Source organism: Lactobacillus sp. CBA3605, from assembly GCF_002970915.1.
Classification (GTDB): domain Bacteria; phylum Bacillota; class Bacilli; order Lactobacillales; family Lactobacillaceae; genus Lactiplantibacillus.
This window is the reverse complement of record NZ_CP027190.1, coordinates 402,935-428,594: the sequence shown is the minus strand read 5'-3', so window position 1 is coordinate 428,594 and position 25,660 is coordinate 402,935. Positions and strand designations below refer to the sequence as shown.

The following is a 25,660-nucleotide window of genomic DNA, read 5'->3' as shown; positions in this document are numbered from 1 at the left end:
CGTGGATTCTCCAGAATCTTTTGGAAATGATGGTGAAAAAGTATGACTGATCACAGTAACACGCGTGTCGTTGTCGGCATGAGTGGTGGGGTTGACTCATCCGTAGTGGCGTTGTTGTTAAAGCAGCAAGGCTATGACGTGGTGGGGGTCTTTATGAAGAATTGGGATGATACTGACGAAAACGGGGTTTGTACCGCGACCGAGGATTACAAGGACGTGGCTAAAGTTGCCGATAAAGTTGGGATTCCATATTATTCAATCAACTTTGAAAAGGAGTATTGGGATCGGGTCTTTACGTACTTCTTAGATGAGTACAAAAAAGGCCGGACGCCAAATCCGGATGTTATCTGCAACAAGGAAATTAAGTTTAAGGCTTTCTTGGACTATGCGATGGATTTAGGGGCCGATTATATTGCCACTGGTCATTACGCACGGTTGCAGCATGATGAGGATGGCACAATGCACCTATTGCGCGGCGTTGATAGCAATAAAGACCAGACTTATTTCTTAAGTCAGTTGGATTCTAAGACGTTGTCAAAAGTAATGTTCCCACTTGGCGATATGATTAAGCCAGATGTGCGGAAATTAGCTTTGAATGCGGGCTTAGCAACGGCGAAGAAGAAGGACTCAGTCGGAATTTGTTTCATTGGCGAGAAAAATTTCAAGGAATTCTTAGGCCACTACTTACCAGCAACACCTGGTAAGATGATGACGGACCAAGGCGAAGTTAAGGGCGAGCATGCCGGGTTAATGTATTACACGATTGGACAGCGTCGTGGTCTTGGAATCGGTGGCGATGGTGAGGATAACGAACCATGGTTTGTCATTGGTAAGGATTTGAAGCAAAATATTTTGTATGTGGGGAAGGGGTATCATAATCCACACCTGTATGCAACTTATTTAGAGGCGTCCGATTTGCACTTTGTAACTAATGAAGATTTAGGCAATGATTTTCATGTGACCGCTAAGTTCCGGTATCGGCAGACTGATTCTGGTGTGACTGTGCACTTTAATGACGATCATACCCAGGTGCGGGTTACCTTTGATGAACCAGTGCGTGCCATTACGCCTGGTCAGGCTGTGGTCTTTTACAATGGTGAGGAATGCTTAGGTTCTGGAATGATTGATGCTGCTTATAATGAAGAGCGTGTTTTGCAATACATCTAAGTTCGGTTAGTGACTTAAATGAGCTTATTTAGGGCTCCTGATGACGACTTGTCGCCATTAGGGGTCCTTTTTTTGAAATGGGGTCTTGCATTTCTAGCTAGGGTTGCTTAAGCTAAGGGAAAGAATGGATATATAGGATTGGGCGATTATGGAAAAATTACGGCAGTTTAATTTTTTTGACACGTTATCAAAAAAAATGGTAGCGGGATTTATTTTAGTGATTGCGATTGGGACGGGCTTATTGGCGTTGCCGATTGCAGCCCAAAGTGGACAATCGACAGCATTGATAAATACGTTATTTACAGCCACTTCAGCCACTTGTATCACTGGGTTGAATGTGGTTGAAATGACCCATTGGACGTTGTTTGGTAAAATCGTCATTATGGGATTATCGGAAGTTGGCGCACTGGGTTACATGACGTTTGCAGTCTTGATTTCAAATTTAATGCGGCGCAACTTGGGCTTGTCAACGCAATTATTAGTTAAGGAATCACTAAACCTTGAGAATTTAAGTGATACGAAAAGTGTCATGCAATATGTCATTGGTCTGTCATTATTATTTCAATTAGGTGGTTTTGGGCTATTAGCCCTTGATTTTGTCCCGCGCTATGGCTGGCAGTCAGGTCTTTTTTTATCGTTATTTCATGCCATCATGTCATTTTGTAATGCCGGCTTTAATATCTTTACCAATGGCATGGCGACTTTTCAGAGTGATCCGTACGTCTTGTTTGTGACGATGGTGCTCGTGATTGCTGGTGGCCTGGGCTTCCTAGTCTGGCGTGACTTATTGCTCTATCATGAACGACATCGCTTAAGCTTGAACTCAAAATTAACGTTAGTCACGACCATCAGTTTATTTATCCTCGGTTTTATCTTGTTGCTAGTGACGGAACGGGGGCTAGCGCTATTGCCAGCGAATACCAGTTGGCTTGACCGCATCATGAACACCTTATTTATGAGTGTTTCACCACGAACTGCGGGCTTTTCAGTGATTCCAGTCACCCGGTTACAGGCTGGGAGTGTCTTAGTGATTATGGTTCTGATGTTTATTGGTGGGACACCTGGGTCAACTGCTGGGGGGATTAAAACGACTACTTTTGGGATTTTGGTCTTTCAAAGTATTGCCCAATTGCGTGGTCGTGCGGATGTCGAATACGGTCATCGGCGTTTTAGCCAGAATAACTTGAATCGGGCACTATTATTAGTCTTTTTAGCGAGCGTGGTTTTAACCGTGGCGGCGTTGATTTTAGCACAAACGGAGACGATTCCTAAAGGGATGGGCTTAGAATACATTGTTTTTGAAGTCTTGTCAGCTTTTGGTACGGTCGGTTTAAGTCTTGGTTTAACGGCTAAATTAACACTAGTGGGAAAATTTGTGATTATGCTACTGATGTTTATTGGCCGGGTGGGTATTTTTACATCGCTCTATGCATTATCACGGCGACAAGCGAAAACGAATTTGATTCGTTATCCTGAAGAAAATATTTTGATTGGTTAAGGGGGGACGATGTCGCATGAAAAAGAATTTTGCAGTATTTGGCTTAGGACGCTTCGGTGAAAGCGTGGTCCGGACGTTAGCGGCTGCGCAACAAGAGGTGTTAGCCGTGGACATTCAAGAGGGCCCTGTTAATAAATTGATGGACGTTGCGACGCAAACGATGATTGCGGATACACGCGATGAGGCTGTTTTAAAAGAATTGAATATTGATAGTTTTGATTATGTTATTATCGGGATTGGTAATAACATGGAAGCCAGTATTTTAACGACAATGTTAAGTAAAGAGCAAGGCGCTAAACACGTGATTGCGAAGGCCGAGACGAGCGATCAGGGGCGAGTCCTAGAACGTGTCGGGGCTGACAAGGTGGTCTTCCCTGAGCGCGATATGGGGCATACCATCGTCCGAAAATTACTGACGAATCATATTCTGAATTTTATTGATTTAAGTGATGAATACACTTTAGCGGCAATTGAGATTACAGATGATAGTTTAACGAACCAAAATTTAATTGATTTAAAATTTCGCAAACGGTATGGGTTGACCGTGATTGCCATTAAACACGGGGCCGATATTAACGTGTCACCACAACCAACTGATACGATTGCGCTACACGATGTGTTAACTGTCGTTGGACCGATTAAAGGGGTGCGAGAATTAGATGCAGCGTTAACGAAGTAAACTAAAACGGTTACCATGACGGGACCGTTTTTTTGTCGCTGCGTTTAATTTTCTAGTTGACATAATTTTAATTTATATCAGTTTGAGAACTTTTTGAAAACTAAGGTTAAAACTGGCATAATAGAAAGTATAATTAGGGTCGAAATTGTGATTGAGATGAGGAAGTAATGATTTGACAAAACTACTATTTGTTCGCCATGGAAAGACGGAATGGAACTTGGAGGGCCGTTATCAAGGTTCTCAAGGTGATTCGCCGTTGTTACCAGCGAGCTATGACGAAATTCATCAATTAGCGGCGGCTTTACATGATATTCAGTTTAGCCATATTTATGCGAGTCCCTTAAAGCGAGCACGGGATACGGCGATGACACTTCAACAAGATTTAAGCCAACCGGGTTTGCCCTTGACGATTTTGAGTCGCTTACGTGAATTTAACTTAGGAAAAATGGAAGGGATGGCGTTTACTGACGTGGCGGAGCGCTATCCACTGGAATTTGAAGATTTTCGGCAACATCCTGATCATTATGATCCTACAATGATTCATGGTGAGAGCTTTCAGCAATTATTAAAACGCATGACGCCGGCAATTAATCAAATTGTTGCGGCTAATCCACGACGGACAGATAATGTGTTGGTCGTGAGTCACGGTGCGGCTTTAAATGCCTTAGTGAATACATTACTGGGAGCCTCATTAGCGACCTTACGCCAACGTGGTGGCTTATCAAATACGAGTACGACGATTTTAGAAACGCGTGATCGTGGCAAGCATTATAACTTATTACTATGGAATGATACGTCATATTTGTCCCGGGAACCTGATCCCACGGATACGATTTAGGAGGTGGCCGGATTTGGCTAAGACGGCGGCAGCAACCAAAGCAGCACAACAAGCTTTAATTCATCAACTGGTCACGACGATTGACCACCATCCAGATGATTATCAAGCTTACTATGATTTGACCGTGGTCTTAACGGCTGGTCAAGATTATGAGCAAGCGGAGGCGTTAGCGATGAAAGCGTTAGGCCGTTTTGATCAAGTGGCGCGCGCACATAATCTCTTAACGTATGCGCTTGGTAATATTTATTATCAAGCTGGGGAGTATAATCGAGCATTAGCGGCTTACCAAACGATTGATGATCCAAAGTTAAAAGCAGATGCTTATTTAATGATGGCGCAGACGTTAATGGCTAAAAAAGATTATCAACATGCGCTGGTCTGGGCGTTAACAGCCCAAGAACAACGGCCCACGGCGATTGACGTGAATCTGTTAACGGCAAATATATTACTTGCGTTAGGCAATAATGAGCAGGCATACGATTTTTATCAAAAAGTTTTGGTTCAAGATCCACAACATGGTCCGGCTAATTTCAATGCTGGTTTAACAGCGATGGTGCTGGGCAAACCGTATGCCCAATTGTTTGCTAGGGCCAAACAATATGATGCGGCCTATTTTAAAGCCCATCAACAACAGTTAAGTGATATTGAAAAGACTGTTACGGTAGCGGATAAAGTGCCACATAAAAATCAAAAAAAGTAAGGTGGTGTCCTAGTGACGACAACGAATCCAAGTTTATTTTCTGCGGATGATAATAGCCAAACGGTGACTCACTTTGTAGTTGGTAAAGTGGCGACCGTTTTTTTTAGTAGTGCGGATAGTTTTTACAAAGTTTTATTGGTCAAAGTAACGGAACAAAATATTGATTGGTCAGAAGACGAAATTGTAGTCACTGGGAGTTTTGCAGATATTCAGGAAGAAGCCACCTATAAGTTTACGGGTAAGACCGTCCGACATCCTAAATATGGGACTCAATTTCAAGCTGATAATTATCAAAATGAGACGCCGACTTCGCGCAGCGGGCTCATTGCGTATTTAGCGGGGAGTGACTTTCCCGGATTAGGTCGCCGTACAGCTGAACGGATTGTTGATACTTTAGGTGAAAATGCCATTGATGCAATCTTAGCTGATCCTAAGGTTTTAAGCCCAATTGGATTAAGAGCTTCAGTCCAGCAGACCCTGTTGGATACGTTACGAGTGAATAATGGTTTAGAGCAAACCATCATTGGCTTGAATGCGTACGGTTTTGGGAGTCGGTTAGCGGCTGCCATCTATGCCAAATATCAAGGCGACACGTTAACGGTGATTCAGGAAAATCCCTATCAATTGGTAGAAGATATCAAAGGGGTGGGCTTTAAAAAAGCGGACCAAATCGCAACACAATTACAAATTGATCCGCAAGCCGATAGTCGGTTACGAGCAGGGCTATTAACTGAAATCACTGAAACCAGTGCTCAAAATGGTGATACGTATACGACCGCTAAACCGCTACTAACGGCGACGATGCAATTACTTGAAAATTCGCGCAATGTCGCCATTGACCCACAAAAATTAGCCGATCAATTAGTGGTTTTAGCACAAGCTAATCAAATTGTTGGCGATGAGAATCGAATTTATTTGCGTGACTTGTACGAGGCCGAATGGGGCATTGCGGAGCACCTAAAACGTTTAAATGATGCGGATAATGATGGCAACTTAACGGCAAAAGAAGTTGATCGGGCGATTGAACATGTTGCTAAGGCGAGTCAATTAACTTATGATGCCTCGCAGACCCAAGCATTAAAGTCAGCGATTACGGCCCATCTGTTTCTCTTAACGGGGGGGCCGGGGACTGGTAAAACAACGATTATTCGTGGGTTGGTGGCATTGTTTGCTGAACTCCATGACGTGTCATTAGATTTAGAACAATATAAAGATAAATCTTTTCCTATCTTGTTAGCGGCACCCACGGGTCGTGCTGCCAAGCGAATGGCTGAAACAACTGGTTTACCAGCTAGTACCATTCATCGGTTATTGGGGTTGACGGGGCGTGAAGATGGTCCGGAGATGCCAACGAAAGATTTAGAAGGTGGTATTTTAATCATTGATGAAATGTCGATGGTTGATACTAAGCTCTTCCGGTTATTATTACAAGCAGTACCCAGTCACATGCAAGTCATTTTGGTGGGGGATAAGGATCAATTACCATCGGTTGGCGCGGGACAAGTCTTCCATGATTTACTCAAAAGTCCGCAATTACCGCAAATTGAATTAACGACGATCTATCGCCAAGATGATGATTCGAGCATTATCCCATTGGCCCATGCGATTAAGAATGGGCGCTTGCCAGCGGATTTTACGGTCAATCAAAAGGACCGCTCATTCATTGCTTGCGGGGCGTATCAAGTTGACCATATCATTGAACAGATTGTGGCTAAAGCTCAGGCGCGTGGCTTTTCAGCGGACGATGTCCAAATCTTAGCGCCAATGTATCGGGGTGCCGCTGGTATTGATCAATTAAATACGACGGTTCAAAATATTTTTAACCCGGTTAAGTCTAAGCGACAAAAACAATTAACCTATGATGGACAACAATTTCGGGTTGGCGATAAAGTTTTACACTTGGTCAATTCGCCGGAAGATAATGTTTTTAATGGTGATATTGGAAAAATTGTTGGCATTGATTTGGCAAATGACCCACATAATAAGAGCAAAAAGGATCAAATCACGATTGCTTTTGAACAAAATGAAGTGGTTTATCAACGGAGTGATTGGAACCGATTAACATTGGCTTACAGTATGTCAATCCATAAGGCACAAGGCAGTCAGTTTAAGATGGTGATTTTGCCGATGGTGCCACAATTTTCACGGATGTTACAACGCAATCTATTGTATACGGCCGTAACTCGCGCCGAGCAGATGCTGATTTTAGTGGGTGATGTTAAATCATTTGAGCGGAGCGTTAGCAATGAATCGGTCAATCGGTTAACGACATTGACGCAACGATTACAACAAGTTTTTGCGGGTGAAACAGGCACTAATCCTGCCACTAATCCAGTTGAACCTGAACCAAGTCCAGCAGTCACTGCGCCAACGCCAGTGACCTCGGCTGAACCAAGCCAAAGTCCAACCACCAATCAGCGATTAACACCGACTATGATTCGAAATGGCCAGATTGATCCGATGATTGGAATGCAAGGAATTAAACCGACTGATTTCATGGGGCAATTAACCTAGTTTGAATTAATTGCTAGTTACAACTAGTTTAAAAAGCGACGATTCAGTCAGATTGGGCCTGTTTTTGTTAGACGACACTGCTATAATTAAGAATGTTTGTCATGAAACTATTTTTTGGAGGTTGTTATGTCAGTAGATGAATCAAATACCAAGCTGAAATTATTTGCCTTGAATTCTAATATGCCATTAGCGCAAAAGATTTCGGAACGCGTCGGTATTCCGTTAGGTCAAAGTTCGGTCAAGCGGTTTAGTGATGGCGAAATTCAAATTAATATTGAAGAAAGTATTCGTGGCGCCGAAGTATTTGTCATTCAATCGATTTCAGAACCAGTCAATGATACGATTTTAGAATTATTGATTATGATTGATGCGCTACGTCGGGCTAGTGCGGCTGAAATTAACGTGGTGATTCCTTATTATGGCTATTCACGCCAAGATCGGAAAGCTCGTTCACGGGAACCAATTACAGCTAAGCTAATTGCAACCTTGTTAGAAAAGGATCGGGCTACGCGGATTTTAACGATTGATTTGCATGCCGCTCAAATCCAAGGGTTCTTTGATATTCCAGTAGATCATTTAATTGCCGCACCAATTTTGGCAAGTTACTTTAAGGATCGTGGCATTACCGATAATTTGGTCGTGGTTTCACCTGATCACGCTGGCGTTTCACGAGCCCGCAAAATGGCTGAATTATTAGGGGCACCAATTGCGATTATTGACAATCGTCATCCTGATGATGATAGCCAAGTGCCAAGTAGTATTATTGGTGAAGTTAAGGATCGCATTGCGATTGTTATTGATGATATGATCGATACTGGAACTCGGTTCGATGTTTCAGCGCAGGCCTTAAAACAAGCTGGTGCAGCTAAGATTTATGGTTGTGCAACGCATGCCATCTTCTCACAAGATGCGCCGGAAAAACTACAAAATTCAGCTTTAGAAAAAGTTATTGTGACGGATACGATTCAAATTCCGGCCACTAAACATTTTGACAAGTTAGTTCAACTTTCAGTGGGCCCATTGTTAGGGGATGCCATTAAGTTAGTTCATGAACAACAGCCAGTTGATCGGTTATTTAATTCAGAAATTTAAAGTTGTTTAATAATGGGAGCCCAGTTACCAGGGGTTCTCTTTTTTGGCTAGGTAAAGACACCAATCTGTTATACAATAGGGCTATTGTTATTAAGGGGGTGGCTGTAATTGAAGAATAAAGCCATTACGATTAAGGATGTCGCAAAGCATTCAGGGGTATCAATTTCAACGGTTTCACAAATTTTAAATGGTAACGGCGATAAATTTAGTGCTAAAACAGTCGCCAAAGTTATTGCCGCTAAAGATGATCTTCATTATGAGCCCGATTATTTTGCCCGGCGGATGGTTATGAAACGGAGTCAAACGATTGGGGTATTAGTTCCGGATATTACGAATCCATTTTTTAGTGCCTTAATTCGGGGAGTTGAGGCTGGTTTGTATCAAGAGAATTTTATTACGATGCTCTGTAATGCCGATTTGGATGAAGCTAAGGAGCAAAGTTATCTGGCTGAGTTAAGTCGTCGCGGTGTTGATGGGTTTATTATTGCCAGTTCAGCGGTTTCTAATCAAGCCATTAATCAGATTTTACGGGCGAATCAGCATCCGTTTATTGTTTTAGATCAAAAGAAGGCTGAAGGCGTTAGTGATGCGGTTTTAACGGATGATTTTATGGGTGGTTGCTTGGCAGCTGAGCATTTAAAAAAATTGGGACATCAACAAGTCGCTATCCTATTGCCAGCCGCAGCGCCTGCCAATATTTTGCAACGATTAGCTGGATTTCGAACGGTCTATGCACCAGAAAATAGTCCAATCATTTATACGGCGTTAACGAAGCAAGCGGGGTGTCAGGCGGTACCAGCCATTCTAGCGACGTCAGTCACGGCTCTATTTGCCGTTAGTGATGAAATTGCAATTGGACTGTACTTAGGATTGGCACGGGCCGGTAAACGAATTCCGGCTGATTATAGCGTCGTGGGTTATGATGACATTGAAATGTGTCAATACGTGGTCCCACAGTTAACAACCGTGGCACAACCGATAGTTGAGCTAGGACAAACGGCCGCCGCCTTATTGTTAGAACGTATTCAACAGCCGCAGAAACCATGGGAGGAAAAACGGTTACCGGTTCAATTAATTGAAAGATATTCAACTGCACATTTGAATTAAGTTTCAAAATGTGCTATATTTTTGTTGGCCTATTAAAACGTTTTCATAAAACGTTTTAATCAGCAAATGATTTTATTAAAACACACAATTAATTGGAGGTCACAATAATGAAGACAATCACAATTATCGGTAGTATCAATTTAGATCGAACAATTCGAGTTAAACAGATGCCTAAGCCTGGTGAAACGATGCATACAAAAGAAATTTTTTCAGCTGGTGGTGGTAAAGGGGCTAATCAAGCTGTCGCAGCGCAACGTTCAGCAGCGAAAACTAACTTTATTGGTGCAGTTGGTGATGATGATGCTGGTAAAGCGATGTTGGAATTGTTGACGCAAGAAAAAATTGATTTGACCGGAGTAACCACTTTAAAAAATCAATCAACTGGTCAGGCTTACGTGGTTGTTGACGATGCTGGTGAGAATCAAATTATGATTCATGCCGGGGCTAACATGGCCTTTACGCCAGCATATGTTGCTGAACAAGCCAATCTGATTAAAGCCAGTGATTTTGTCATTGCTCAATTTGAAAGCGCTGTCGATAGCACAACGACCGCCTTCAAAATTGCCCGGCAGGCTGGTGTGAAAACAATTTTGAATCCAGCACCTGCGATGGTTAAGGTACCAGCTGATTTATTAGCCGTTACTGATATGATTATCCCCAACGAAACTGAGACCGAGACTTTGACAGAAATTAAAATTACGGATGAAGCGAGCATGTTAAAAGCGGCGGCTGATTTACATCAACTCGGCATTGCTGCAGTCATTATCACGATTGGCAGCAAAGGCGCCTTTTATGATGTGGCTGGTCAACATGGGATTATTCCGGCTTTTAAAGTGAATGCCGTGGATACGACGTCAGCGGGCGATACCTTTATTGGTGCCATGAGTAGCCAATTAGAACCCGACTTTAGTAATTTAGCCACCGCCATTCGTTATGGCAATCGAGCTTCATCATTAGCGGTGCAACGGTTTGGTGCGCAACCATCTATTCCATATAAAAGTGAATTAATCGAGGAGGATAAGTAAAATGAAAAAAGGTAAAGTGATTAACTCTGATTTATCTCGGGTCATTGCCCAAATGGGTCATTTTGATAAACTAAGTCTTGGAGATGCTGGGATGCCAGTCCCAATGGGAACTGAAAAAATTGATTTAGCTGTAGACAACGGCATTCCTAGTTTTATGCAGGTCTTAAACAATGTGTTAGAAGAATTAGAAGTACAACGGATTTATCTAGCTGCTGAAATTAAAACGGATAATCCCCAAATGTTGACGCAAATTAAAAAGCGGTTACCAGATACGCCGATTACATTTATTCCGCATACTGAAATGAAGCAAGCATTAAGTGAGTGTCGCGCGTTTGTTCGAACTGGTGAAATGACACCCTACGCAAATATCTTATTGGAAAGTGGCGTCACCTTTTAGCTTATTAGCTTAAAAACACCTAGGAGGAAAACAATATGCACGCAACGGCATTACTAATTGGGCTAGGGCCCTTAATTGGGTGGGGATTATATCCTACCATCGCTTCAAAAATTGGGGGACGTCCCGTTAATCAGATTTTAGGCTCAACGCTAGGGACTTTCATCTTTGCCTTAATTTTTGCTTGGACCCAAGGCTTGTCACTCCCCCAAGGGCATGATTTATTTTTTGCCATTTTATCAGGAATTGGCTGGGCCAGTGCCCAAATTATTACGTTTAAAGCTTTCGCAATGGTTGGATCGTCCCGGGCAATGCCTGTAACCACGGCCTTTCAATTGTTGGGAGCCTCGTTATGGGGCGTCATTGCTTTGGGGGATTGGCCAGGGATGACTGCGAAAATTCTCGGCGGCTTGGCCTTGATTTTAATTATTATTGGGGCTAGCTTAACAGTTTGGTCAGAGCAGCGAGATGCTGGCAACATGCGTTTGTTGCGGCGTGCTGTATTGTGGTTAGCTGGTGGTGAGATTGGATATTGGGCTTATTCTGCCGCCCCACAAGCAACTAAACTGAATGGGATGCAGGCCTTTTTACCACAAGCTATTGGGATGTTATTAGTTGGGCTAGGTTATGCACTTTGGTTAGCCATGCGTGGTGAAAAAATGGCGCTGGCTGAAAAAGTTTCTTACCAGCATATTTTTTCAGGACTCTTCTTTGCTTTTGCAGCGTTGACCTATTTAATTTCGGCCCAACCGGATATGAACGGGTTGGCAACTGGATTTATCTTGTCGCAAACGTCGGTTGTCTTAGCAACGTTAACTGGAATTTGGTTCTTAGGCCAAAAGAAAACCCCAAAGGAAATGCGAATTACGATTTTTGGACTGCTCCTGATTTTAGTTGCAGCTACGGTCACTGTTTTGATTTAAAATGAGTTTTAAAAATGATTTGAGAGCGTTTGGGGCCATCCAAATGCTCTTTTTATTTGGTATTCAATTGACAAATTAAAATCTGATGTTAATATTAAAATTAATTGAGAAATTGAAAGAACGTTTAATATAGCAATTTTAGTGAATGACACATCAGTGGTTAATAGCATTCTAAAGGGCGATATGACAAGGGCTTTAGCTTGATCTGTTGCCTTTTTATTTTGTCATAATTGGGATACCACTTTCATGATAGCAGCTGCTAACTTTATCTTGGGCGAAAAAGTAAAGCAATTAGAAAAAACAGCAACACCAGTAAATACACGTTAGGGAGATTAAGTCATGACAATCGTAAAAAGAAATAGATTATATGTTTATGCGTTTTGGGGGGCGTTGTTTTTTGAGCGTTCTATTTGGATCAACTATTTACACCATCAGGGATTTACGACTTTACAAATTGGGTTCCTGCAAACGCTATTAACCTTAGCCATGTTCATTTTTGAATTGCCGTCTGGAGTTTTAACAGACCGACTTGGGCCTAGAAGGACGATGAACTTTGGCCATGTTTTAATCATCATCTATTTATTAACGATGCTCTTTGCGGTTAACTATTTTAGTTTAATCGTTGGATTTTTAGCCTATGGTATTGGCTTGTCGCTTATTTCTGGTAGTGATCAAACGTTGATTTATCAGATCAATCCAGAGCAAAGCTATCAGCATAAGATAGGTATCTTTGAAGCAATTACGATTATTGGACTCACGATAAGTTCTTTGATAGGTGGGGCCTTAACAACTATTTCATGGGATGCTATTTTTATTGCAGGTATTCTGACGCAACTAGTTGCCATAATATTGTTAATCCTCTTAAAAGAACAAACCCATGAAGAGAAGCTTAGCGATGATGAACTGCCTATGTCATTGAAAAACTTGGCTATTGAACTGCTTAAAATGTTAAAAAAAAAGCATGTCAGATACTTGGTCATGACAATTTCAGTTTTTCAAAGTGCGATTTCGGTGTTGCTTAACTTTGCGCAACTTTTATTCTCTGCCAAACATTTTTCAGCTTTTCAAACGGCGATTATTTTGACGATTGCGCTAGCTTTTTCTGCTGTAGCGTCAGTGTCGATTGAAAAAATCTCAGCAAAAATTGGCAACAGACGTGCTATCTTTTTATTTTTGTCTGTCACAATTGCGATGTTTGTTAGTTTAAAGAGTAATACGGCTGCGGTAATCGTACTGGGGTTTCTCTTAATCCAATTTAGTTTTGAATTTGTCGATACTTCATTAAATGCGGTTGTACAAGACTTAGCTAATGACAAAATACGCACGTCGCTCATTTCAAGTGTGAATACATTGACTGCGGGATTAATGTTTTTCGAGACCATGTTAACGTCGGTGTTATTTTCGGTGTTTGGTGTTGAGAACTCATTCATTTTATTTGGGATTGTGGTAGCCAGCGTGACCTTGTTGTTATATAATGCTTTCCTAGTCACTCAAAAGCGAACTAACCGCAATTAGAATTGACTGACACAGATCATCAATGTGCCTTATCTGGGACTAACGTTTTGATTAGTGAAATTCATGTTCGACCGATCGAACGAAATGGTTAAAGCACAATATTGGACTTGGAAAATAGCAAAACTAACGATTTAAATGAGTAAATAGTCAGAATAAGGCCTGCTAAAAGGTCTTTTTTTGTGCGAGCGGTTGAGACTCGAAGTTGACCAGCTTGAATTTGGTTTCAGTCGCCATTAAAACCGTTGGGTTATCAAACTGTTAGAAAAATGATAGTGGTTTCAAACATTGGTTTACCGGCTAATTGTATTAATCTGGCAATAGCAATTAATTGACGAAATTAAACGGATCGTTTTATAAAAAAGTAAGTGATTGTAGTTTGTATTTTTCTAAAATGTGCTACAATAAAGTTATGATTTGTAAAAGGTGTTAAGTTTTTCTTAAAGTCTAATTGCGGCGCACCGGTATTTTAATTCTGATTTAGGAAATTTTAATTTTCCAAAGGAGTGAAGTTAATGTCACAAGCACATACAACGGGCAAGGTTCTAGCCAGTACGGTTGGTGCCGTTGGGTTATTGCTTGCCACAGGACAAGCTGCCAATGCGGCTTCAGTCACCGTTAAGCAAAACGATACGGTCTGGGGCCTCGCTCAGCAACATGGGGTGTCGGTTAAGAGTATTGAAAAGTTAAATCAACAAGCACTTAACGGAAACACAAGTTTAATTTATGTCGGTCAAAAATTACAAGTTAGTGGTAAATCAAGTCAGACATCATCAGCAAAAGGTACATATACCGTTAAAGCTGGCGATACGCTGTGGGATTTAGCTGACGCGTATCAAACGACAGTTCAAAAGTTACAAAAGCTAAATGGATTGTCTAGCAATCTTATTGTCGTTGGTCAAACATTGAAGGTTTCTGGGACAAGCACACAGCAAGCAACGCGCTCAGTGGCTAAGACCAGTGCCAACGCAACGACGGCGAATAAGACGTCAGTTGCAGCGTCTTCATCAGCAACGAAGACTACGACTGACAATAATAGTAGTAGTACTGCAGCGACTAGCGCTAGCTCAACAAGTCAGGTTAGTGCTAGTTCAGCTGCATCAACCAGTAGTAGCGCTACAAGCGATACAGAAGTTCAGGGTTCTGTAAGTGCCAGTCTCAGTTCATCAACAACCGATGCTACCAGTGCTAGCTCTGAAACTAGCAGCAGTCAAGTTAGTTCATCAGCAGCAACGTCTTCAAGTTCAACGTCCGCCGTTGCTGAATCAGTTGTCTTGAATACTGTGGCGACTAGCAGTAGTAGTACGACCGCTAGTCAAAGCAGTAGCTCTGCCGCTACTCAAAGTAGTAGTACAGTGAGTCAAAGTAGTTCATCGGCGACACAAAGTAGTTCCGCTGCTAGCCAAAGTAGTAGTACAGTTAGCCAAAGCAGCACAACTACGGCGAGTCAGAGTAGTAGTTCAGCGAGTCAAAGTACCAGTACTGCAAGTGCTAGCAGTTCAGTTGCAACGCAAAGTAGCTCTGCTGCTAGTCAAAGCAGTTCCACTGCAGCAGCTACAACAACGACTCAAAGCAGTAGTTCAGCAACATCAACTGCGTCACAAGCAAGTTCAAGCTCACAAGCAGCGACGACTAGCAATAGTAGTACTGCCACAACCAGCACGTCTGATTTGACGACTGGTTCAGTGACTAGCCTAGCTTTGAAGTTAGCTGATGCCAATATTCCTTATGTTTGGGGTGGCGCAAGCTTGTCCGGGATGGATTGTTCTGGCTTAGTTTCTTACGTCTTCCAGCATGCTGCAGGGATTAGTTTGCCACATAACACTGTCTCACAAGAAGGCTATGTTACAACGCATTCAGTTGCAGATGCTAAACCAGGTGATATTTTATTCTGGGGTAGCCGGGGTTCGACTTGGCATGACGCGATTTATATTGGTAACAACCAATACGTCGCCGCACCAACCGAAGGTGAAAATGTGCAAGTTCAAACAATTAGCACCTATTTTGCACCAAGTTTTGCCGGTACAGTGAACTAATAAATTAACGATAAAACTAACAGCCAGCTTCCTACGATCAGTGGGCTAGCTTGGCTGTTTTTGCGTTAGTTGTTTTTTAAAAATTTTGATTTATTATTTGGTGGCGTTGTGGTATATTAAATCTGCTGTTTTTAAATTAAAAAATTAAGAATGCTGGTTTTAAGGGAGTGTTTAAGGTGAGTAACAGATTTGAAATTCTGGAAGAATACCAAGAAGCTAATACAGAATTGGATCATTTGAAAGGATTAGCTGATCGGCAACGTGATCGTTCACGAGTGGTCACGATTTACCCACATTTGAATGAGCGGGTTAGTCATCTTTCAAAAAAATGTGAACAGCTTAATATGCTTCTGGAAGCAATTAACGCTTCTGAAGATTAATTAAAAAGTCGGACTTACGAAAACACATCTTTTCGTAAGTCCGACTTTTTTAATAATGATCATGAATACTAGTATCAATCCAAAAAGGATAAGATTGAGTTGATAGATATAAATCGTAATTTCGATTACCGATAATCTGACCATCCATTTGACCAATTTCAACGGAATTAACTAACAAATGTAACTTTGCACTACGATAATGATGGACAAAGCGTGAGTTCAGATGCCGACCACCCATTAATAAGAGGGTAAACAGCCACAGGATAATCCACCAATGCGGTTCTTCCACGACGATTAACTCTAGTTGTTCATCGTGGATATTCGCTTGGGGCAGAATCTTAACGCCACCACCAAAGTACGGGTGATTAGAAACCGTGCATAAAAAGGCATGCCGGTAAGTATCCCGTTGCCGGCCAACATGAACAGTTAATGGATAGCCGATCTGTTGGGAGTATGCTTTGAGGGCGTTACTCAAGTAGGACCAACGTCCTAAGCGGCCTTTTTGTTTACTCCGATTGGTATCGTCAACGATTTGAGCATCAAAGCCTAGGCCAACATTATTGACAAAGTAACGGTGGTCATTTTTTAGCGTTTCATGATAGACACCGATGTTTAACGGTCGGGGACGTAAATTATTTAGAATTTGAGCGAGCGCAATTTCTGGATCAGTTGCCATACCGAGCCCGCGAGCAAAGTCATTACCAGAGCCACCGGGGAGGTATGCGATTGGGATGGGTTCTGCTAATGGGACCTGCATGAGGCCATTCAGTGCTTCGTTTAAGGAACCATCACCGCCAATCACTAGCAGGATGGGGGTGATATTTGGCTGCCGGTGCAAATCTTTCGCAAATTGGGCGGCTAGCAAGGTGGTGTGTCCTGCATATTCGGACACGTGATACTCGAAACGGATTTGACGTTGTTCCAAGATTGGTTTAACAGTTTCCCAAACGGTTTTACCATGACCAGAGCCAGCTAGTTCGTTAATAATAATGTTGTATTCAGCAATCAAATTTACACCTCACAAAGATCGAATCAGTTAAAACTGACCCTTACACCACAAAAAGCCGGAACAGGTTCGTTCCGGCAAGGTGCTAATTCATAATTAACATTGGTAAAATCATTGGGTGACGTTCTGTTTTCTCAAATAAGAAGCTTTGGAGGTCATCAATGATGGCATTTCGGATAGTCGCTTCACTGACTTTATCACTCTTCATCTTACGACGAATGGTTCGGAAAACATGCCGTCTGGCTTCATTAATCAAGTCACCAGATTCACGCATATAAACAAAACCACGAGATAAGATGTCTGGTCCGGCTTGAATCTCTTTCTTGTTCAAATCAATTGTGGCAACTACGACCACTAGACCTTCTTCAGAAAGCACTTGACGATCGCGCAACACAACGTTACCGATATCGCCAATTCCAGAACCATCCACGTAAACATCACCAGCACCAAAGTGGCCAGCAACACGTGCAGAATCTTTAGTGAGCGCTAAAACATCCCCATTTTCTAGGATGAAACTGTGGTCTAATGGTACCCCACATTGTTCTGCTAATTCAGTGTGAATCTTAAGCATCCGGTATTCACCATGAATCGGCATAAAGAATTTTGGTTTCATGAGGCGCAACATTAATTTTTGTTCTTCCTGACCACCATGGCCGGAAGTATGAATGTTGTTGACTTTCCCATGGATAACATGGGCGCCAGCTTCTTCAAGTTCGTTGATAACATGGTTCACACTTAAGGTGTTACCAGGAATTGGCGAACTCGAGAAGATGACCGTGTCACCAGGTTGAACTGAAATCTGACGGTGGGTCCCATTAGCAATGCGTGATAGGGCCGCCATTGGTTCACCTTGTGAGCCGGTACATAAAATCATTACTTTGTTAGCCGGTAGGGACTTAATGTCATTGGCATCGACCATCGCATCATCTGGAATATCGAGGTAGCCCAGTTCACGACCATTAACAATGGCGGCTTCCATACTACGACCGAAGACGGCGATTTTTCGATGATGTTCGAGCGCAACTTGGGCGGCTTCTTGAATTCGAGAAATATTCGAGGCGAAGGTGGCAAAGATAATCCGACCTTCGATTTGATCGAAGATTTTACGAATCGACTGTGCGACCCATCGTTCGGACTTAGTGAAAATTGGTCGTTCAGCATTGGTACTATCAGATAGTAATGCCAAAACACCTCGTTCACCTAAGTGTGCCATCCGTTGCAAGTTCGGCGGCTGGTTCGTAATTGGTGTCAGGTCAAACTTGTAGTCCCCAGTTTCAACAATGGTACCAGGTGGTGTTTGAACTGCAATCCCTAAAGTATCTGGAATCGAGTGGGTCGTTCTAAAGAACGAAACTCGGGTTTTACGAAATTTTAAGACAGTGTCTTCATTGATTTCATGGAGTTCCGTGGTTTTTAATAAGCCGTGTTCCTCTAACTTACCCTTGATTAAGGCTAAGGCGAGGGGCCCAGCGTAAACTGGCACGTTAATCTGTTGAAGTAGGAATGGAATCCCACCAATGTGATCTTCGTGTCCGTGCGTAATCACCAATGCTTTTATTTTTTGCTGGTTTGCAACTAGATAAGAATAATCTGGAATGACGTAATCAATTCCCAGTAATTCGTCTTCAGGGAATTTGATGCCGGCATCGATTAGAATAATCTCATCTTGAAATTGGACACCATAAGTGTTTTTCCCAATTTCACCCAAACCACCGATTGCAAAGACGGCAGTTTCGTTATTTTTGACGTTTAAGCGTTTCATTTATTAAACTCCGTTAGTTGATACTCTGGATTTTCTTGTTCATAATCCAAGAAGTTACCTTCTAACGGTTCGATAAACTCAATATTGTACGTTGTGTTGTCTTCGACCAAAACACGAGCTGCAACTTCAGTATCCGCTTCCAGATAAAGTGATTGCGTGGTTTCGCGTTGAGGATTCCGTTTTTGGTTTTCTTGGTAATAAATTTTGTAAATCATTAACAAAACTCCTTATAAAAAATATTTATTTAGAATTGAAGATTCTAAATAGCAGCAAAAATAAAAGTTTGATCCGCACACTAGGTTGTGTAAACACAACAATTAACTTACATTTTAGCATAATTTTGGAGAGGTGTATACAATGTTAATTTTCCTCAAAAACGATGCTGGGAATGTCTTTTTTTTTTGCAAACATGCTATGCTAATAATAATTAAAAAAAGGGTTTATTATTGAAATTGTGAATAAATAAACAATTGAATTGTGAGGAAACAGTGATGGGCAAATGGCTAACACTCTTAATTGGCGTAATTTTAGCTATCGTAATCTATGAAGTGTTACGACGGCGGGTTTTAAAACGTGCTGCTTTTAAAATTCGTTTGCAAGGTCAACGAACGGCGGATGCAGCGATGACGACGGTCTTGCAACAGCTAAATAGTGTCACGGCGGCACAAACCGTTAGTGGGGCAGTCCATTCGGCACCGGTTGCCGATGTTTGGGGGCGTGGTGTGATGGCCTTTGAATATGTTTTAACTGCACCGGGAATGGTTCGAGCTGATCTGCCGGAAATTCGACGAATCTTAAATAATCATCTACAGGCTTATGCTCGTGATGAACAGCTTGCTACTTTTCAGGCCGGTGAACCCGCTTTGCGGGTGACTGATACTTGGTTACGGGCTGGTCAATTGCACATTGATATTGCTTATTTAATGAACGAAGCGACTTTAGAATATTTAGAGGATTTACGGCGATTAAATCATGAGGCCGTGACGACCGAAACTGCATCACAATCTAAAATTGATAAAACTGATGACTTGTGAGTGCAAAAAATGCTCAGGTGCGATTGAATCGCAGTCCTGAGCATTTTTTGCATTATTTTTTATGAAATTAAGACGAGGTCGTCATCGGCACCAAAGGGATTCTTAGTATCAATGTGATCGTAAAATAAAATACCATGTAAATGGTCGATTTCATGTTGACAAACAATCGCCGGATAATTCTTTAACCGCAGCTTTTTTTGTTCGCCGGCCATATTATAGTACCGGAGGGTGATGCGATCATGTCGGACAACGTAACCAGAGATATCACGATCAACGGAAAGGCAGCCTTCGCCCTCTGTTAAAGCCCCTGGTTGAACGGAGTGGCTAATAATCACGGGATTAATGATAACGTCTTTAAAGACCGGTTCATCACCATCATTTTCCCCAGGAACTAGGACTGCGGCCATTTGTTCAGAAACATCGACTTGGGGTGCAGCTAACCCAACGCCGGCGCGTAAGCCATATTTTTTAGCCAATTCTGGATCTTGGCTATTTTCTAAGTAAGCCATCATGTCAGTGGCCAACTGCTGGTCAGTTGCACTTAGTGGAAATTTGACCGGTTGGGCCTCTACCCGTAGCGTATCATTACCTTCACGAATGATATCTTTCATTTTAATCAACCCAAATTACCTCCAAAAACTATTCTATGGTAGGAATTGCTATTCACAATTCACGCTTCCAAATAAGTTTAGCATAACTAAAAATGAAAAAGTAGAATGATTCTCGAAAAAAAACTGAAATCGTTGGATTAAGCCTAATGAAGTAATTCACAATCCAAAACGGCTAAAAAGGCGTTATTTAGCGTTTTGAAAGGGCTTGCAAAAATTGAAAACCAATGGTAAATTAGACTTGTAATTATGAAAACGATTATGAGCTAAGCGAATCAATTCAAGGCTCATACGTTCATGAAAGGGATGTGTCATTTATGGACAACGAAAAACCAATTGTCGATTTTAGCGCGATCCGGGATGCACTTGGAAAAGACTTTAAACCAGTCCAAGTGATGGATGGTCAAGCTAAGGTGATTAAACCAGAAATTATTGCTAAATATTCAAATGATGAATTAGTTGATTTCTTAAAACTAATGATTTGGGAACGGACTTTACACCAACGCTCTAATGCGTTAACCCGTCAAGGTCGGTTAGGTTTTTATGCCCCAACTGAAGGTCAGGAAGCCAGTGAGATGGGCACTAACTCAGCCATGAAGTCGACGGATGTGTTAATGCCAGCCTACCGGGATATCCCACAATTGATTCAACATGGGTTACCAGTATATAAAGCATTCCTCTGGTCACGGGGACACGTCTTAGGTAATGAATATCCAGCTGAATTGCATGCGATGCCACCACAAATTATTATTGGGGCACAATATATTCAAGCTGCGGGTGTCGCTTTAGGTATTAAAAAGAACGGCACCGAAGATAAAGTTGCGTACACTTACACCGGTGATGGTGGGACGTCACAAGGAGACTTCTATGAAGGAATGAACTTTGCCGGTGCTTTCCAAGCGCCAGCTGTCTTCATTGTACAAAACAATGGTTACGCGATTTCAGTACCACGACGGAAGCAAACGGCCGCTCGAACCTTGGCGCAAAAAGCAGTTGCTGCTGGGATTCCAAGTGTTCAAGTTGATGGGATGGACTTCTTAGCTGTTCATGAAGTGACCAAGGCTGCCCGCGAATATGCGGCAGCTGGCAATGGCCCAGTCATGATTGAAACCTTAACTTATCGGTTTGGGCCCCATACGAATGCCGGCGATGATCCGAAACGTTATCGGACGCACGAAGAAGAACAACCTTGGTTTGACAACGATCCATTAATTCGTTATCGCAAATATTTAACGGATCAAGGCGTTTGGTCAGAAGACCTAGAAAACGACTATGTTGAACAAGTTAAAACTGATATTAAAGCCGCTGTTAAACAAGCGGATGATGCACCTAAGCAAAAAATGACCGAATTCTTGGAAAATGTTTTTGAAGAACAACCACAAAACATTCAACAACAAATTACGGAATATCAAGCAAAGGAGTCGAAGTAACATGTCAAAGAAAACGTATATTCAAGCGATTACTGATGCACTTCGATTAGAGTTAGGGTCTGACGAAAAAACCTTACTTTTTGGTGAAGATGTTGGTAAAAACGGTGGGGTTTTCCGAGCAACCGATGGCCTCCAAGCTGAATTTGGTGAAGACCGAGTTTTCGATACTCCTTTAGCTGAATCCGGAATCGGTGGTCTTTCAATCGGGTTAGCCCTAGAAGGGTTTCGTCCAATTCCAGAAATTCAATTCTTAGGGTTCATCTTTGAAACCTTGGATTCAATTGCTGGTCAAATGTCACGTGAACGCTTCCGGACCGGTGGCACGCGTCACATGCCAATTACGATTCGGTCACCTTATGGTGGTGGGACCCATACGCCCGAAATGCACGCTGACTCCTTAGAAGGTTATTTAGCACAAATTCCAGGTCTTCGGGTTGTGACACCATCGAATCCCTATGATGCCAAAGGGTTATTAATTGCCTCAATTCGTAATAATGATCCGGTTTTCTTCCTTGAAAACCTGAAACTATATCGTTCAATGAAAGCCGATATTCCAGACGAAGCCTATACGGTACCGTTGGACAAAGCCAACGTGGTTCGAGAAGGAACTGATATTTCGTTAATTGCTTACAGTGCCCAAGTTAATCAGTCACTCAAAGTTGCTGAGAAGCTTGAAAAAGAAGGTATTTCGGTTGAAGTGGTCGATTTAAGAACCTTATCTCCATTAGACGAAACCACCATCTTGAAGTCCGTTGAAAAAACAGGGCGGGCTGTTGCGATTCAAGAAGCGCAACGTCAAGCTGGGATTGCGGCCAATGTGGCCTCATTAATTGCTGAAAAGGGTGCCCTTTATTTAAGTGCTCCTGTTGGTCGCGTTTATGCACCTGATACGGTTTATCCATTTGGATTAGCCGAAGATGACTGGCTACCAGCTGAAGACGACATTGAAGCAAAAACCCGTGAAATTTTAAACTATTAATTATTTTACGGTCGTGATAAGCAACCGTGACGGTTGTTATGAAAGGAAGTTATCCAATGGCTTACGAGTTTAAACTACCAGAGCTTGGTGAAGGACTTGAGGAAGGCGAAATTGCATCATGGCTCGTTAAACCTGGCGATCAAGTCAAGGAAGACGATTCTCTAGTTGAAATTCAAAATGATAAATCAGTTGAAGAATTACCATCACCAGTTAATGGGACGATTGTCAAAATTTTAATCCCTGAAGGCGAAACTGCTAAAATTGGCGATGTGATTGTTGAAATTGATGATGGTTCTGGGACTAATGCTGAACCAGCTACAGCACCGGCTGAAAATGCAACCGTTGCCACACCAACGCCAGCGGCGACTGAACCAGCGAAAGCTGCTCCAGCTATGGCCCCAGTCGCGCCAGCTGATCCTAATCGGCGGATTTTGGCAATGCCATCTGTCCGGCAATATGCCCGTGATAAAGGGGTTGAAATTACCGCTGTGACTGCCAGCGGGGCCCATGGACAAATTACCAAACAAGATATTGATAATTATACCGGTGCGCCAGCCGCAACTGGTGCGCCAACACCGGCTGCAGCAGAAGCAGCACCCGCACCAACAGTGGCGCCAGAACCAGTGAAACCTTATGTTTCTGACACTCCCGAATTAGAAACCCGTGAAAAGATGACGCCAATTCGGAAGGCGATCTCTAAAGCCATGGTCAACAGTAAACATACTGCGCCACATGTGACTTTATTTGATGAAGTTGAAGTCAGCGAATTAATGGCTCATCGGAAGAAGTACAAGACTTTAGCCGCAGATCGTGATATTCATTTAACGTTCTTGCCATACATTGTCAAAGCGCTAGTGGCAGTCTTACAACAGTTCCCAGAATTCAATGCATCAATTGATGATGCGAATAAAGAAATTGTTTACAAGCATTATTACAATATTGGTGTGGCGACGGATACTGACCGTGGATTGTTAGTACCAAATATTAAGCATGCTGAAGGTAAAGGGTTATTTGCCATTGCCAAGGAAATTACTGACAATACGCAAAAAGCCTATGACGGCAAGCTAAAGTCGCAAGAAATGAGCGGTGCTTCAATTACCATCAGCAATATTGGATCAATTGGTGGTGGTTGGTTTACGCCAGTTATTAACCAACCAGAAGTTGCAATCCTTGGGGTTGGACGGATTGGTAAAGAACCCTATGTCAACGATGATGGTGAAATTGTCGTTGGTAAGATGCAAAAATTGTCCTTAAGTTTTGACCATCGACTAATTGATGGCGCAACGGCGCAAAAGGCCATGAACTTATTGAAACAATTGCTGCATGATCCAGAATTACTTTTGATGGAAGGATGAGGTCAGAATGGTTGTAGGAGATTTTGCTGAAGAACGCGATACAATGATCATCGGTGCCGGCCCTGGGGGCTATGTCGCCGCAATTCGGGCCGCTGAACTCGGTCAAAAAGTTACTGTAATTGAAAAAGAATATATCGGTGGCGTTTGTTTGAACGTGGGTTGTATTCCATCGAAAGCGTTAATTAGCGCTGGTCACCGGCTACAAGAAGTTAAAGATAGTCAAATCTTTGGCATTAAGAATATTCAAGCACCAGTTTTGGACTTTAAGACGACCCAAGATTGGAAGGATCATCAAGTAGTCGACCGTTTAACTGGCGGGGTGGCAATGTTACTCAAAAAGCATAAGGTTGAAATTGTACGTGGGGAAGCCTACATGCATGATAACCATACCTTACGGGTTATGAATGGTGATCATACGGGTCAAACGTATAAATTCAAACATTTAATCATTGCGACCGGATCACGCCCAGTTGAAATTCCAGGCTTTAAGTTTAATGGTCGCGTCGTAGATTCAACAGGTGGCTTGAATTTGCCAGTGGTGCCTAAAGAGCTAGTCGTAATTGGTGGCGGTTACATCGGTTCGGAATTGGCGGGGGCTTATGCAAACTTAGGCGCTCACGTGACGATTCTTGAAGGGACGCCCCAAATTTTACCTAACTTTGAAAAAGACATGGTTAAGCTAGTTTTGAATAGCTTTAAAGCCAAGGGCGTGGATGTTGTCACTAATGCCATGGCTAAAAATTCAGAACAGGATGACAGCGGTGTGACGGTCACTTATGAAGTTGACGGCAAAGCCCAAACGGTTCGTGCTGATTATGTGATGGTCACCGTTGGTCGGCGGCCGAATACGGATGACATGGGCTTAGAGTATACCGATGTTAAATTAACGGATCGTGGTCTGATTACAGTTGATGAACAGGGTCAAACAACCGCTAAAGATATTTATGCCATTGGTGATATTGTTGCTGGACCAGCCTTAGCGCACAAAGCGTTTGCTGAAGGTAAGGTTGCGGCAGGCGCCATCAGTGATAAAAAGACGGCAAATGACTATGTTTCAGTGCCAGCGGTTTGTTTCACTGATCCAGAACTTGCAACTGTTGGCATGACTAAAGCCGAAGCTGAAAAAGCTGGTTTGAGTGTGATAACCTCGAAGTTCCCATTCGCTGGGAATGGCCGAGCAATTTCATTGAATACCACGGACGGGTTCTTCCGCTTAGTGACAACTAAGGATGAAGGTACGATTGTGGGCGCCCAAATTGCTGGTCCTGGCGCTAGTGATTTGATTTCTGAATTGAGTGTCGCCGTTAATGGTGGGATGAATGCAGAAGACTTAGCTTTGACGATTCATCCACACCCAACTTTGGGTGAAGTGGTTCAAGAAGCTGCTGATGTTGCGATGGGTTACCCAACGCATATTTAAAGTGATTGACTTAAATTAAGTTTGAGTAAGCGAAGTTTGAGGCCACGCAGGTGGGCTCAAACTTTTGTTTTTTAGCAAAATTGGCGGGGTAGCCGGTGATGATACTGGCTAAGATGACAAAAGGGTAAGCATTTCGTTAACATTTACTTGAATTCATTGACAGCTTAGGTACAATTGTTAGCGAAGGTTGGGAGGGATTTC

At 42.5% G+C, this 25,660-nt stretch carries 23 protein-coding genes; 19 read left to right on the top strand and 4 right to left on the bottom strand.

All coding sequences use genetic code 11. The annotated features are described in order from the left end of the window. Positions 1-42: 42 nt before the first annotated feature. From mnmA to C5Z25_RS02030, 14 genes are all read left to right on the top strand, one after another. Complete coding sequence (gene mnmA, locus C5Z25_RS02095; protein WP_105451136.1) at positions 43-1,167, top strand: tRNA 2-thiouridine(34) synthase MnmA; 1,125 nt, start codon at positions 43-45, stop codon at positions 1,165-1,167. 148 nt (positions 1,168-1,315) lie between these two features. Then, a complete protein-coding gene (locus C5Z25_RS02090) occupies positions 1,316-2,665 on the top strand; it encodes a TrkH family potassium uptake protein (protein WP_105451135.1) in 1,350 nt (449 codons plus the stop codon). Positions 2,666-2,681: 16 nt separating this feature from the next. Then, positions 2,682-3,344 (top strand): potassium channel family protein, encoded by a 663-nt coding sequence (locus C5Z25_RS02085; RefSeq protein ID WP_105451134.1) that lies wholly within the window; start codon positions 2,682-2,684, stop codon positions 3,342-3,344. 172 nt (positions 3,345-3,516) lie between these two features. After that, positions 3,517-4,182, top strand: a complete 666-nt coding sequence (locus tag C5Z25_RS02080; RefSeq protein WP_105451133.1) for a histidine phosphatase family protein — start codon at positions 3,517-3,519, stop codon at positions 4,180-4,182. A gap of 13 nt (positions 4,183-4,195) precedes the next feature. Next, entirely contained in the window at positions 4,196-4,882 is a 687-nt protein-coding gene (locus C5Z25_RS02075; RefSeq protein ID WP_105451132.1) for a tetratricopeptide repeat protein, read from the top strand. 12 nt (positions 4,883-4,894) lie between these two features. Next, on the top strand, positions 4,895-7,396 hold the full coding sequence (gene recD2 / locus C5Z25_RS02070) for an SF1B family DNA helicase RecD2 (protein WP_105451131.1): 2,502 nt from the start codon (positions 4,895-4,897) through the stop codon (positions 7,394-7,396). A gap of 126 nt (positions 7,397-7,522) precedes the next feature. After that, positions 7,523-8,488, top strand: a complete 966-nt coding sequence (locus C5Z25_RS02065) for a ribose-phosphate diphosphokinase (protein ID WP_105448629.1) — start codon at positions 7,523-7,525, stop codon at positions 8,486-8,488. Positions 8,489-8,596: 108 nt separating this feature from the next. Continuing rightward, positions 8,597-9,595: a ribose utilization transcriptional repressor RbsR gene (rbsR, locus tag C5Z25_RS02060; protein ID WP_105451130.1), complete on the top strand. Its 999-nt coding sequence runs from the start codon at positions 8,597-8,599 to the stop codon at positions 9,593-9,595. A gap of 107 nt (positions 9,596-9,702) precedes the next feature. Beyond that, complete coding sequence (rbsK, locus tag C5Z25_RS02055) at positions 9,703-10,620, top strand: ribokinase (protein ID WP_105451129.1); 918 nt, start codon at positions 9,703-9,705, stop codon at positions 10,618-10,620. 1 nt (position 10,621) lies between these two features. Next, positions 10,622-11,017 carry a D-ribose pyranase gene (rbsD, locus tag C5Z25_RS02050; protein WP_105451128.1) on the top strand — a complete coding sequence of 132 codons (396 nt, stop codon included), beginning with the start codon at positions 10,622-10,624 and terminating at the stop codon, positions 11,015-11,017. A gap of 35 nt (positions 11,018-11,052) precedes the next feature. After that, entirely contained in the window at positions 11,053-11,937 is an 885-nt protein-coding gene (gene rbsU / locus C5Z25_RS02045; protein ID WP_105451127.1) for a ribose/proton symporter RbsU, read from the top strand. A 339-nt stretch (positions 11,938-12,276) separates the two neighbouring features. Continuing rightward, entirely contained in the window at positions 12,277-13,452 is a 1,176-nt protein-coding gene (locus C5Z25_RS02040) for an MFS transporter (RefSeq protein ID WP_105451126.1), read from the top strand. Between the two features lie 512 nt (positions 13,453-13,964). Then, on the top strand, positions 13,965-15,485 hold the full coding sequence (locus C5Z25_RS02035; protein ID WP_105451125.1) for a C40 family peptidase: 1,521 nt from the start codon (positions 13,965-13,967) through the stop codon (positions 15,483-15,485). A 176-nt stretch (positions 15,486-15,661) separates the two neighbouring features. Next, entirely contained in the window at positions 15,662-15,865 is a 204-nt protein-coding gene (locus C5Z25_RS02030) for a hypothetical protein (RefSeq protein ID WP_105448621.1), read from the top strand. 49 nt (positions 15,866-15,914) lie between these two features. Here C5Z25_RS02030 and C5Z25_RS02025 read toward each other — a convergent pair whose 3' ends face one another. The 3 genes from C5Z25_RS02025 to C5Z25_RS02015 form a co-directional block, all read right to left on the bottom strand. After that, positions 15,915-16,874, bottom strand: a complete 960-nt coding sequence (locus C5Z25_RS02025) for a diacylglycerol/lipid kinase family protein (RefSeq protein WP_105451124.1) — start codon at positions 16,872-16,874, stop codon at positions 15,915-15,917. A gap of 82 nt (positions 16,875-16,956) precedes the next feature. Next, a complete protein-coding gene (rnjA, locus tag C5Z25_RS02020; RefSeq protein WP_105448619.1) occupies positions 16,957-18,633 on the bottom strand; it encodes a ribonuclease J1 in 1,677 nt (558 codons plus the stop codon). Beyond that, a complete protein-coding gene (locus C5Z25_RS02015; RefSeq protein WP_105448618.1) occupies positions 18,630-18,848 on the bottom strand; it encodes a DNA-directed RNA polymerase subunit epsilon in 219 nt (72 codons plus the stop codon). Before C5Z25_RS02015 ends, rnjA begins: the two co-directional genes overlap by 4 nt. Positions 18,849-19,124: 276 nt before the next feature. Here C5Z25_RS02015 and C5Z25_RS02010 point away from each other — a divergent pair, with 276 nt between their 5' ends. Continuing rightward, positions 19,125-19,667, top strand: coding sequence for a hypothetical protein (locus tag C5Z25_RS02010; RefSeq protein ID WP_234002769.1), 543 nt, complete (start codon positions 19,125-19,127; stop codon positions 19,665-19,667). A gap of 59 nt (positions 19,668-19,726) precedes the next feature. Here C5Z25_RS02010 and def read toward each other — a convergent pair whose 3' ends face one another. Then, positions 19,727-20,287 (bottom strand): peptide deformylase, encoded by a 561-nt coding sequence (gene def, locus C5Z25_RS02005; RefSeq protein ID WP_105451123.1) that lies wholly within the window; start codon positions 20,285-20,287, stop codon positions 19,727-19,729. A gap of 305 nt (positions 20,288-20,592) precedes the next feature. On the opposite strand from def, the gene pdhA reads away from it, so the two are divergent. Genes pdhA through lpdA form a run of 4 tightly spaced genes read left to right on the top strand, consistent with a single transcriptional unit; the run spans position 20,593 to position 25,459 of the window. Continuing rightward, positions 20,593-21,705 carry a pyruvate dehydrogenase (acetyl-transferring) E1 component subunit alpha gene (gene pdhA / locus C5Z25_RS02000; protein ID WP_105448616.1) on the top strand — a complete coding sequence of 371 codons (1,113 nt, stop codon included), beginning with the start codon at positions 20,593-20,595 and terminating at the stop codon, positions 21,703-21,705. A gap of 1 nt (position 21,706) precedes the next feature. Continuing rightward, entirely contained in the window at positions 21,707-22,684 is a 978-nt protein-coding gene (locus tag C5Z25_RS01995; RefSeq protein ID WP_105448615.1) for an alpha-ketoacid dehydrogenase subunit beta, read from the top strand. Between the two features lie 56 nt (positions 22,685-22,740). Next, positions 22,741-24,039: a 2-oxo acid dehydrogenase subunit E2 gene (locus C5Z25_RS01990; protein ID WP_105451122.1), complete on the top strand. Its 1,299-nt coding sequence runs from the start codon at positions 22,741-22,743 to the stop codon at positions 24,037-24,039. 7 nt (positions 24,040-24,046) lie between these two features. Then, the gene (gene lpdA / locus C5Z25_RS01985) at positions 24,047-25,459 is read left to right on the top strand and encodes a dihydrolipoyl dehydrogenase (RefSeq protein ID WP_105451121.1); all 1,413 of its coding nucleotides are present in this window, start codon (positions 24,047-24,049) and stop codon (positions 25,457-25,459) included. Positions 25,460-25,660 lie beyond the last annotated feature (201 nt).

Coding starts and splice junctions, on each gene's coding strand:
- mnmA (WP_105451136.1), top strand. CDS start 43: ATGACTGATCACAGTAACACGCGTGTCGTTGTCGGCATGAGTGGTGGG.
- C5Z25_RS02090 (WP_105451135.1), top strand. CDS start 1,316: ATGGAAAAATTACGGCAGTTTAATTTTTTTGACACGTTATCAAAAAAA.
- C5Z25_RS02085 (WP_105451134.1), top strand. CDS start 2,682: ATGAAAAAGAATTTTGCAGTATTTGGCTTAGGACGCTTCGGTGAAAGC.
- C5Z25_RS02065 (WP_105448629.1), top strand. CDS start 7,523: ATGTCAGTAGATGAATCAAATACCAAGCTGAAATTATTTGCCTTGAAT.
- rbsK (WP_105451129.1), top strand. CDS start 9,703: ATGAAGACAATCACAATTATCGGTAGTATCAATTTAGATCGAACAATT.
- rbsD (WP_105451128.1), top strand. CDS start 10,622: ATGAAAAAAGGTAAAGTGATTAACTCTGATTTATCTCGGGTCATTGCC.
- rbsU (WP_105451127.1), top strand. CDS start 11,053: ATGCACGCAACGGCATTACTAATTGGGCTAGGGCCCTTAATTGGGTGG.
- C5Z25_RS02040 (WP_105451126.1), top strand. CDS start 12,277: ATGACAATCGTAAAAAGAAATAGATTATATGTTTATGCGTTTTGGGGG.
- C5Z25_RS02035 (WP_105451125.1), top strand. CDS start 13,965: ATGTCACAAGCACATACAACGGGCAAGGTTCTAGCCAGTACGGTTGGT.
- rnjA (WP_105448619.1), bottom strand. CDS start 18,633: ATGAAACGCTTAAACGTCAAAAATAACGAAACTGCCGTCTTTGCAATC.
- C5Z25_RS02015 (WP_105448618.1), bottom strand. CDS start 18,848: ATGATTTACAAAATTTATTACCAAGAAAACCAAAAACGGAATCCTCAA.
- C5Z25_RS02010 (WP_234002769.1), top strand. CDS start 19,125: ATGGGCAAATGGCTAACACTCTTAATTGGCGTAATTTTAGCTATCGTA.
- pdhA (WP_105448616.1), top strand. CDS start 20,593: ATGGACAACGAAAAACCAATTGTCGATTTTAGCGCGATCCGGGATGCA.
- C5Z25_RS01995 (WP_105448615.1), top strand. CDS start 21,707: ATGTCAAAGAAAACGTATATTCAAGCGATTACTGATGCACTTCGATTA.
- C5Z25_RS01990 (WP_105451122.1), top strand. CDS start 22,741: ATGGCTTACGAGTTTAAACTACCAGAGCTTGGTGAAGGACTTGAGGAA.
- lpdA (WP_105451121.1), top strand. CDS start 24,047: ATGGTTGTAGGAGATTTTGCTGAAGAACGCGATACAATGATCATCGGT.